This is a genomic window from Arthrobacter sp. H5 (assembly GCF_000520595.1).
GTDB lineage: Bacteria > Actinomycetota > Actinomycetes > Actinomycetales > Micrococcaceae > Arthrobacter_D.
Map to the genome: position 1 here is coordinate 103,165 of NZ_KI914981.1, position 9,636 is coordinate 112,800.

At 60.7% G+C, this 9,636-nt stretch carries 9 protein-coding genes; 5 read left to right on the forward strand and 4 right to left on the reverse strand.

The genetic code is table 11. The features are described from left to right. Positions 1-399: 399 nt before the first annotated feature. Positions 400-882, reverse strand: a complete 483-nt coding sequence (locus tag Y708_RS0104820) for a DUF6326 family protein (protein WP_035775276.1) — start codon at positions 880-882, stop codon at positions 400-402. Positions 883-1,045: 163 nt separating this feature from the next. Here Y708_RS0104820 and Y708_RS0104825 point away from each other — a divergent pair, with 163 nt between their 5' ends. From Y708_RS0104825 to Y708_RS29620, 5 genes are all read left to right on the forward strand, one after another. Beyond that, a complete protein-coding gene (locus Y708_RS0104825; protein WP_253905690.1) occupies positions 1,046-2,080 on the forward strand; it encodes an NAD(P)-dependent alcohol dehydrogenase in 1,035 nt (344 codons plus the stop codon). Next, the gene (locus Y708_RS0104830) at positions 2,077-2,802 is read left to right on the forward strand and encodes an ATP-binding cassette domain-containing protein (protein WP_028279051.1); all 726 of its coding nucleotides are present in this window, start codon (positions 2,077-2,079) and stop codon (positions 2,800-2,802) included. The genes Y708_RS0104825 and Y708_RS0104830 overlap by 4 nt, the downstream gene beginning before the upstream one ends. Then, entirely contained in the window at positions 2,799-3,566 is a 768-nt protein-coding gene (locus tag Y708_RS22935; protein WP_051478610.1) for a DUF2306 domain-containing protein, read from the forward strand. The genes Y708_RS0104830 and Y708_RS22935 overlap by 4 nt, the downstream gene beginning before the upstream one ends. Next, positions 3,563-4,858, forward strand: a complete 1,296-nt coding sequence (locus tag Y708_RS0104840) for an ABC transporter permease (RefSeq protein ID WP_028279052.1) — start codon at positions 3,563-3,565, stop codon at positions 4,856-4,858. The genes Y708_RS22935 and Y708_RS0104840 overlap by 4 nt, the downstream gene beginning before the upstream one ends. 345 nt (positions 4,859-5,203) lie before the next feature. Next, positions 5,204-5,365 carry a hypothetical protein gene (locus Y708_RS29620; RefSeq protein ID WP_253905691.1) on the forward strand — a complete coding sequence of 54 codons (162 nt, stop codon included), beginning with the start codon at positions 5,204-5,206 and terminating at the stop codon, positions 5,363-5,365. Positions 5,366-5,793: 428 nt separating this feature from the next. Here the strand turns inward: Y708_RS29620 and Y708_RS0104850 are convergent, their stop codons facing one another. The 3 genes from Y708_RS0104850 to Y708_RS22940 form a co-directional block, all read right to left on the reverse strand. Beyond that, complete coding sequence (locus Y708_RS0104850; protein ID WP_253905692.1) at positions 5,794-7,425, reverse strand: coiled-coil domain-containing protein; 1,632 nt, start codon at positions 7,423-7,425, stop codon at positions 5,794-5,796. A 249-nt stretch (positions 7,426-7,674) separates the two neighbouring features. Next, complete coding sequence (locus tag Y708_RS31480) at positions 7,675-8,154, reverse strand: ABC-three component system middle component 2 (RefSeq protein WP_028279054.1); 480 nt, start codon at positions 8,152-8,154, stop codon at positions 7,675-7,677. Continuing rightward, positions 8,147-9,103, reverse strand: coding sequence for an ABC-three component system protein (locus Y708_RS22940; RefSeq protein WP_051478613.1), 957 nt, complete (start codon positions 9,101-9,103; stop codon positions 8,147-8,149). Before Y708_RS22940 ends, Y708_RS31480 begins: the two co-directional genes overlap by 8 nt. Between the last annotated feature and the right edge of the window lie 533 nt (positions 9,104-9,636).

The window sequence follows — 9,636 nt, forward strand, 5'->3', positions numbered from 1 at the left end:
CCCCCCGCCGAGCCCTGAGGCTCGACGGGGGCGGCAATCATGGTGACCCACCGGTTGATCGTGCGGCGTAGCACGTTCGACAACAAGATCATGGCGATCGGAATGTGCATCAAGACTCTTGCTGCCACCAGAAACTCCGATGTTAAGCCGACCGCCGGACAGCTCGCCACGTCGGTCAGTCTGGCGAGCTACGAGCGTGCGATCGACGTCTGCGACGAAGCGTTTGGCGTCGCGGACGATTCGACCCATCCCGCGGGCGTTGTCCACCGGCCTGTGATCCCCCGCGCGGACACCGGACCGTTCGTGAGCAGGTTCTCTGCGCATACTGCGACGAGCTGGTCACGGTCGGTCCGGTGTCCGCGGCGGCGGGCTTCACGCCGTAGGACTTTACACGGATACCTACTGTCGAAGGTCCTGTCGAAGGTCGGTCGTCGCGGGACCGGCTGGGACGGCGGGGGTTCGAGGCCATGTCCAGGCGGAGCGCAGGATGAAGGCCAGGAGCAGCACCTCGAGTACGACGCCGAGGCCGTAGAAGTAGAGCCAGGACCCACCGGCCAGGTTGAAGGCCGAGTAGGGGATGTAGAGCGATGCCACGACGAGGTTCGTTGCGCGGTTCACCCGGGCGGGCAGCGTCATGGAGAGCATCACCATCAGGGCCGGAATGGCCACGGACGTGAGCCCGATGACGACAAAGGCTTGGTTGATGTCGAACACAAAGACGACGCCGTCGAGGATGTCGTCGATGGACCCGGGCTTGTACAGGCCGAGGTAGTCGACGTAGATGTAGAGGAACATGAAGCTGGTCCATGCGGCGGCGAGCTTGGCCTGCACGGGGATCGGCGGGTTGTCGAGCACCTTCGGGGTGTTCGTTCGGATGGTCATCGGTTCTTCTTTCGGTCTCGTTGAGTGCGCTTGGTCGCGCACTACTGTATGACACACACTATAGGTAGTGGCACGAAAAGGCTAGTCTGTTGCGGTAATGTGTTTCACACAGTATTGTGTACCTCACCGCGGAAGTGGGAGAGACCACGCAGGGAGAGAAACCATGAGCTCACGCACTCAGCCCGCGCCGGGAACGATGAAGGCGATAACCCAACACCGCTACGGCGGACTCGACACTCTCGAATACGAGACCGTTGCCCGGCCAGTAGCGGCGAAAGACGAAGTGCTCATCCGGGTTCAGGGAGCATCCATCAACGCCGCCGATTGGCTGCTCATGCAGGGTGAACCCTTCGTTGCAAGGGTGGCGTTCGGCCTCCGGCGGCCCAAAGTCTCGACGCGGGGCAGGGATGTCGCCGGCGTGATCGAGGCTGTGGGCGACAACGTGCGCCGTTTCAGCGTGGGCGACGAGGTTTATGCAGAGGTGGATGCCGGCAGCTTCGCCGAATACACCGTCGCCCAGGCGAAGCGCCTCGCTCACAAACCCTCGCGAATCAGCTTCGCCGAAGCGGCAGCCGTGCCGATCGCCGCAACAACGGCACTGCAGGGCGTGCGGGATGTCGCGAAGATCAAGCCGGGCGACACAGTGCTCATCAACGGAGCGTCCGGCGGAGTCGGCTCCTTCGCCGTGCAACTGGCTAAGGCCTATGGGGCCGAAGTGACTGGCGTCTGCAGCACCGCAAATCTCGAGTTCGTGCGGTCGTTGGGCGCAGACCACGTCATCGACTACACGGGTGAGAACTTCACGACGGGCGAGGCCCGCTACGACGTAATCTTCGACCTCGTCGGCAACCGATCGCTGGCCGAGTGCAGGCGGGCCCTCACTCGTCGCGGAACTCTTGTGCTGGCGTCGGGCAACGGGGGACGCGTGCTCGGTCCGATCCGACGCATGCTCGCAGCGATGCTGGTGCGCATGTTCGTGACCCAGAACCTTCGACCCCTCGCCGCAGTCGCGAGCGGCGCCGACCTCGAGGTGCTTCGGGAGCTCATCGAGGCCGGCACCATCACGCCGCCAGTCGACCTCAGCTACCCGCTCGCTGAGACGCCTGAGGCAATCCGCTACTTCGTTGAGGAGCACGCCAGGGGAAAGATCACCATCACCGTAACCAACCAGAACAACACCAAGGAGCAGCACCAGTGAACACCACCGCCACAACTCTGAGCCCTCCCATGCTCGCGGCCCACGACATCCGTAAGTCCTACGGCAAGGGCACCGCCCGGTTCGATGCGTTGGCTGGTGTGTCGCTGTCGGTGTATGCCGGGGAGTCGATCGCGATTGTGGGGAAGAGCGGGTCGGGCAAGTCGACCCTGATGCACCTGCTTGCGTTGTTGGACCAACCGGATGACGGCACCCTGATGGTCGGCGACACCAACGCCGATGAGTTGTCGGTGCGGCAGCTGAACCGGTTACGCAACCAGGACTTCGGGTTCGTGTTCCAACAGTTCTTCCTCACCCCCAACGCCACCGTGTTCGACAATGTGGTGCTGCCCCTGAAGATCGCCGGTGTTGGTGCCCGGGAACGCAAAACCCGCGGCATGGCAGTACTCGAACAACTGGAAATGGCAGACAAAGCCAAAAACAAGGCAGTCAACCTCTCTGGCGGACAAAAACAACGAGTCGTCATCGCCCGCGCACTGGTGAACAACCCGAAGGTCATCTTCGCCGACGAACCCACCGGCAACCTTGACACCATCACCGGTGCCCTGGTCGAAAACATCCTCTTCGCCCTTAACCGCGACCACGGCATCACCTTGGTGATCGTCACCCACGACCCCGAACTGGCGACGCGATGCGACAGCCAGCTCTTCATCCGCGACGGACGCGCTGTGCGCTCCCTCGACACCCTAGGAGAAGCAGCATGAACCCCCTCGACAAGAGCTTCTCGATCGACCAAAAGATGACGGCCACCCGCCCGATTGCTGTGCAGAAGGGCGAGCGGCAGCGACCGAGGAGCGGATGGCTTGCAATAGTCGGTCTCTTGCTGCTCAGTGCACTCCCCGTGCTAGGCGGTGTGCTTCGCCTGAGGGACGTGAGCGCTGACCCTGAAAGTGAAATGCTCTTGGCCTCATTGGTGGCGATAGTTGCGCACATCGTGGCGATGAGCGTGTTCTGCCTTCTCGGCGCATTCCAGTTCTCTCCGGCACTGCGAATTCGGCGCGGTTGGCACCGTACCGCCGGCCGTGCACTGATCCCCGCTGGATTCATCGCGGCACTGTCCAGCATCTGGCTCGCGGTCTTCTTCGGTGGCCCCCCTGATGAGCTCGCACTCGCGATGGTTCGACTCGTCTTCGCCGTACCGATGATCATGTTTCTTGTGCTGGCAGTGATCGCGATCACGCGTCGCGACTTCGCCGCGCACGGAGCATGGATGACGCGCGCCTACGCGATCGCTGTCTCCGGCGGAACCCAAGCGCTCGTCTTCGCGCTGTGGACGCTCATCATCGGTGAGGTCGACGCATTCGGCGAGGCAGGGCTCGTCGCCGCGGGCTTCGTGATCAACAGTGTCGTGGCGGAGTTGCTCATCCGGCGACGGTCCGGCCAGCGGAGGCGCGGTCGTTCGGGGCGTGGTGCGCTCCGCGACGGACGCGCTGTGCGCTCCCTCGACACCCCAGGAGCAGCAGCATGAACCCCCTCGACATCACCCGAGCTGCCATCAGCAACACCTTCCGCAGCAAAACCCGCACCACCCTCACCGTCACCGCCATCGTCATCGGCGCCTTCACCCTCACCATCACCAGCGCCATCGGCACCGGCATCTCCACCTACATCGACAACCAAATCTCCTCCGTTGCGGCACCCGACGCGCTGTCGATCACAAAAGCTTCGGATGCGGCTCCCGGTTCGCAGTCGGGGCCGGCGCCATACGATCCGGATTCGGCAGTTGTCGGCGGACGGTTCGATGGTGACGGGTCGGAGTTCTCGAGCGGAATCCTGACAGCTGCGGATGTAGACGCCATTGCCGGCGTGGATGGCGTGCTGGAGGTTAATCCGATCCTCCATCTCGCTCCGCTGTATATCGAGCACGACGGCACCGGCAAGTATGAGCTGGCCATCAATGCCAACATCCAGATGATCACTCCGGATCTGGCTGCGGGCGCTCCGACGCCCGAAGGCGGCAATCATGTTCTGCTCACAAGCGCTTATCTCGAGAGCCTCGGCTTTCCCGACGCGGAATCGGCCGTCGGGCAGCCCGTGAGCATTGGCATTGCTGACCACAGCGGCGAGATACACGAACGTGAGGCGACCATCTCCGGCGTGCAGAACGAGACGCTGTTCGAAAGTGGGATTGGGCTCAACCAGACCCTCTCCGACGCGCTGCGGGAGGCACAAGACATCGGCAGTCCCGCGGATACCGAAGTCGGCTTCTTCCTCGCCACTGCGCGATTCGATCCGGGCATTGGCGAAGAAGCGCTCAGCGCGCTGAAAGCGGATCTGGCAGAACTCGGCTACAACGCTATGACGGCTGCCGACCAGATCGGCATCTTTCAGGCCATCATCGGCGGCATCATCGGTGTGCTGAACGCCTTCGCCGTGATCGCGCTTATCGCCGCCGGGTTCGGCATCATCAACACGCTGCTGATGAGTGTGCAGGAACGCACTCGCGAGATCGGGCTCATGAAAGCAATGGGCATGGGCGGCGGACGGATTTACACGCTGTTCAGCGTTGAGGCGGTCTTCATCGGCTTCCTCGGCAGCGTGATCGGTGCACTCGGTGCGATGGGCGTCGGCGCCGTCACGAACGTGATTCTCGCCGAAACGGTGATTGCCGACCTCGAGGGGCTCAAAGTACTCATCTTCGCACCCATCCCCATGCTCGCAGTTGTGCTCCTGGTGATGGGTATCGCCTTCCTCGCCGGAACAATCCCAGCCCGGCGCGCAGCGCGCCAGAACCCAATCACCGCGCTCAGGTACGAGTAGCTGTCGCAGGCGGTGTGGCCTCGAGTGCATTTGTAGTGCTCGCGGGAGCGTCGGTAGTTCCACGCGTTGTCGGTCATCACCCAACTCGAGCATCCCGAGGCAGCTTGACAACAATAGGAGCATCCACCCCGGGGACGTCACCAAGTTGACCGACGCGAAACGTTCATGGTCCAACGGAAAAACTCCCATTACTGACCGTTCGCGATGCTGGACGGACGATGAGCCATGACGGCTGTTAGCGGACGAATACCCCACTGGCATGACTGCCATCCTTCCCGCCCCGATCGATCAGATCAAAGCAGTCCTGGAGTCAATCAAAGCTTCAGCATTCCCGTCCCTCTGCACGTGCTCCAGCAGATCCTCGGGCACCAATCGATCGAGACCACCAAGGCCTACCTGCACCCCGACCACCGGCACCTCTCCGAAGCCGCAAAACAGGCCAACAAGTTCCTCGCCCAAACGCCCAGACGAAGGGACGTAGCCTACCGCGACGGACCCACCCGGTGACCACCCAGATGACCCTCTTCCGACACCTCTCTGAGGGGCCGGAACATCGTCATGCGCCGATATTGGTCCACTCCATGGACACCTTTTGGTCCACTTCATCGCTTCACGATCGTGTGAAAGTGGTCCACTTCAGAATCGCCGCTAGACCGCAAGTGGACCACCAAGGGCCCGTCAGTGACTATGAAAAACTACTTCCAGAACCGACAAAACCCTAATGAAAACTGCGTCTCATCAGGGTTTTTCTGTCGGGATGACAGGATTTGAACCTGCGACCCCTTGACCCCCAGGCGTCCAAAACACCCGCCTGGGGAAAGTTCCCGCGTGATTCCGCGGGTCCAGAGTTGCTCAGCGCAGCATGGGGTCCATGACTTGCATGGTTCTGGTCCCCTTTTGGTCCCCCAGGTAGATCAATACCGACGCAGGGGCGATCAATCACCCGCTTCGAGCGACAGTACATCCTGAGATGATTCCGCAACTCCGACAGGGAGGAATCCGTATCGTCCAATCCCGGTTTGCTTCGTGAACGCGATGTCGTATGCGTCTGATCCGAGCGGCTCCGGCGGGTCGGTATTCTCTATCACGATCACTTGACCGTCGAAATGCTCCTGAATGTCGCGGTAGAACGCCAGAACCACACTCTCAGGAGGTTCTTCATCCCCTTCCAACTGCTGATCTGGCGGGCGGTAAGTTACGAGCGGAGAGTCCAGAACAATAAATCCCGGATGTGGTAGCTCGCGGTCGAAGCAATACTGCGCAAGCGACACTGTGAAAGCGGCATGAAGGATAGCTCGTACTCCCTTGCCATGAGCAGACCGCTGCTGATCCCCGGCAACGATGTCTTGCTCGTTTCGGTCATATCGGACGGAGCCCGCGTCGGGGTATCCCCACTCCGTGAGACGCTTCGAAATCTCGGAGGAGAACTCCCGCACGGCAGTGAGACTTAGACCAGCGACTGCCGTTGCAACCTCTGCGTCAGTCTCATCAGCCATCTTCCGAATCATGGCTTCCAATGAATTCATCTGTTCGTATAGCCCGAGCTGCCGCTCAATCTCACTCCGCTTCGTGAGCAGGTCACGGAAGTCTCCTTGCTGGGGACTCAGCGCAAGGTCGAGCTTCTCGACCCGGCCCTGCAACTTCGTGACTTCGCGGCGTGAGTCCGCAATCGAGCCGTGCAGTTCACTGATTCGGGCATTGAGGCTTTCAACGGTCAGCAGAAGGTCTTCTCGGAGCACTTGCGTCTTGCGTGCCTCTGATTCAACCGACGACCCGAAACTCGTGGTATTGCCTTCGCAACTTAGGTTGAGGTGTTGGTTTGCTGGCTCAGCACCACAGAAGACGCATATGCCACGTCGAAAGTACCCGAGCAGGTTCCCTGCCTCGGCGATCATGCCGAGTCGCGCGAGATCGCTCTCGTACTGTTTCAACAGGAGATTGAACCGCGCACGAAGCACCAATGCTTCGGAATGCTCGACCCGCTGGGCCCTCCCGCTCTCCTGGACGCGTGTTCGCTCCGCGAGAATGTCGCTGCGTTCCTCTGCGATATCCCCGATTGTCGCGCTGTACCCGTCGATCGATTGGTTCAGCTTCGCGATTTGCTTCTGAAGCTCACCGGGCTCAGCAACATCTTGCAGCTGCGCATCAAGCTGCCCAAGCATCCGCTCGACGACCTCCAGCCGTGCGCCACGGAGTCGCTTTTGGTCCTGGGCTGACGCGACCGCTACGAGAGCAGAGTCATCCTCCCCTTGGAGCAACAGCTTCAGAACTGAGACCTCTTTGGTCTTGTTGACCGGATTTCCGCTGAGACCAGGCGCCACTTCCGCCTGCATGTCTGTCTCACCGACAAGGGACAGACGCATCAGATCGCGGAAGCTGAGCATGTGGGTTTCGTTCTGCGCGTTCTTACGAACCCGCTTTTCATCGAGACCAACTTGCTCAAGCAGAAGGCGAGAGATATTGGCAGTGCTGGACGCACTGTGTTTCCACGAAAGCGCCTCGTCAGGCGGGCCCGAGGGCTCAGTGCGGACGTCGCTTTTGTAAAGTGCGACGCCGCCTCCATCCACGGAACGAGCGAACGTGATGCGGTCCCCCGTTGGCAGTTCGAGTCCCAGCAACACGCGACTGTAGCCGTCTCGCTCTGGAATCTCCTTGAGTTCCTTTGCGCCAAGAACGAAATCAATCGCATCAACGACGAAGGACTTGCCCGTGTCCGAAGGTCCGTGGATCACAGTCACATGCGGGCTGAAGTCGAGCGACGCCGGGGACACGTTTGCGCCAGTGAAGGTCAAGTGGGAAAGCGTGAGTCGCCCCATCTAGAAATCCGCTCCGCTCTCCACCTGCATGAACTCGAACTCCTCAGGCCAGTGCGATGAGACTTCTCGCATGCGATCTCGCAGGTGGTCGTCGTCGATGGCTCCAAGCTCCTCCACGACCCATTGCGCGCGGTCATGCAGGGCGTGCGCATAGTCGGTCTCAAGGAGTCTCAGGAAGCTCTCCGCGGCCTCGCTTGCACGGAACTCGATACCACTGTTCTCGGCAAACATCTCGGCGAGGCCCGCGCGGATCATGACTTGGAGCCCATCCTCGATGTGTTGCCTCTTCACCCCGAGTTCGCCTGCTCGTATAGGAAGGGGCGGGTGCAGGCTCTCTGGGCCGTTGAGGTCTGCGCTATGAAGCAAGCCGTGATCGAGTAAAACCAGACGATTGATGTCCAAGTGCGCTGGAAACGCCTCGGCCAGAAGCATGAGAACGCGTAAGCCGACTTCGAGCGGGCTGTTGAGGGGGCTACTCATCGCTTGCCACCCATGTCAATCGGTCTCCATTGGCGAGTTGATGGCATATTCCTTGACGATCCTCTATCCGCGATACGGAGATGAGTGAGTGAGCACCAAGGTCAAGTTGCCCCGACTGCGTCAGGACCGCACGGAGTCGATCCAAACCACTCGCGTGGTCCGCTTCTGCAGTGTCCACAACGCCCGCGTAAACATCGCCTTGCAGCAACTCAAACGTTCCGTCCGGCACTGAGTCCCTCGCGTAAAGTCGTAGCGCTTCTGCCGCGTAGAAAGCTTCCCGCTGACGCTGAAGGTGCACACCGTACTTTGCGTGAGTGGTTACTGACTCCGTGTCGACGCATGTGCCTGGGTCCTGCTCGTTGTAGACATCGACAAGTTTCCTGACGTAGGTCACTTCAACCGGCGCGGGCTTCTTTGGTGGGTCGCCCGCTGGAGGCCGAGCAGGCAGCGTCGTGCCGAACCGAGCAGCATGGTATGGCGTTCCCCGATGTACATCCAGCATCTCGCGGAGTTCCGTAGAACGGAACATCGAGAAGTCTGATGCCGTCGCCAAGTCGCGAATCGACTGTAAAGTCCCATCATCGATTTCCTTGGTAGCGCTGCTACGGGAATCGATGGTCTCTAGCAATTTCGTCTGCAGCTCAGTGGGCCTACTCAAGAGGCGATTGAGGGAGCCTCCGCATCCGCGCGGCGCAGCGAACACGTACTGGTCAGGTAGTACGTAGTATCCATCGACGACTCCGCGGAAGAGTTTGAGCATCTCGGGGAGAGCATCGGACAACACGAGTGAAGCCGCGTAATGCTTTGCTTGGAAGCAATCCCATGAGTCTTCGAGCCCACGCTCGGTCCTGAAGGCGGCCACGTCGACTCCTCGGTCACCTGGGCCGCCAAGTCGCTTGACCTGGTGGTAGCCGACACCAAGTCCGACCGCCCACTCAGAAATGAACACTTCCCACTCATCGGGAGAGTAGAAGTAGATTCGCTGGGCAGGGGGTACGGGCGGACCAAGCAACGATGGCGCCGGTGATATCGGGGCTGCTGGAGCTGATAGGTCATCGAGCTGGGGAGCATTCCCTGCGCTTGATTGGACAACGGACACGCAGGAACCTCCTCGTTTCGATTGTCACATTGTCCCAATCCTATGAGACCAACGCTCGTGGCGAGCAGATCATGGCTCCGCGGGTCGCATCCGTTGCTCGCGAGGCCGCTCTACGCCGGAGCAGGAACGGGCGGCGGCATGCTGCGTTGTCTGGCCCGATCTTCAGCACGCTTGTATCGGAGCAAGAACACGGCCGACACGGGACCGATCACGATGAACTTGAGCGCGTTCCAGATGCAGACAAGAGCAACGACGTAGAACCAGCGGGACGCCCCTACGTGTCAGGGTTGGGTGAGGCCAGTACTTCGTAGCAACTTCGTCTAATTCGTAGGGCGAGAACCAGGATCACCACTAATGTCTATCTCCACAATTTCCCCGCCGCG